The organism is Elusimicrobiota bacterium (genome assembly GCA_016788905.1).
In the GTDB taxonomy this organism is placed as follows: Bacteria; Elusimicrobiota; Elusimicrobia; order FEN-1173; family FEN-1173; genus JADKHR01.
In genome coordinates this window covers 1-568 of the sequence record JAEURZ010000068.1, presented here as the reverse complement: position 1 = coordinate 568, position 568 = coordinate 1, and the positions used below count along the sequence as shown (strand labels likewise).

Genomic DNA, 568 nt, shown 5'->3' with positions numbered 1-568 from the left:
CTTGACGATGGGGGCCATCTTGGCCGAGTCGCCGTAGTCGAAGGTGTAGGTGCCCTGCGTCAACGTCGGGCACGAGGCGGGCTCGGCCGCGATAATGCGGGTGCGCTTGCCTTCTTTCAGGTTCTCGCGCACAAACGGGAAGGCGAAGCCCGCGAAGTTCGAGCCGCCGCCAGCGCAGCCGATCACCACATCGGGATACTCGCCTGCGAGCTCCATCTGCAGCAAGGCTTCCTGGCCTATGACGGTCTGGTGCATGAGCACGTGGCCGAGCACTGAGCCGAGCGAGTATTTCTTCGCCCCACCCGACGTCGCGGCCACTTCCACAGCCTCGGAGATGGCGATGCCAAGCGACCCCTGATTGTCGGGGTTCGCCGCCAGGAGCGCCCGCCCGTACTGCGTGCGCTCAGAGGGGCTGGCGTAGACCTTGGCCCCGAATTGCTCCATGATGATGCGGCGATACGGCTTCTGGTGATAGCTGACTTTGACCTGATAGACCTCAAGGTCCATCCCAAACATGTTGCAGGCCATCGCGAGCGCGCTGCCCCACTGCCCCGCGCCGGTTTCGGTC

Annotated in this window: 1 protein-coding gene; it reads right to left on the bottom strand. The window is 64.4% G+C overall.

Annotated features, from left to right (window positions below):
• Positions 1-568: pyridoxal-phosphate dependent enzyme (locus JNK54_10835; protein ID MBL8024750.1), on the bottom strand; the 568-nt coding region annotated here is incomplete at both ends.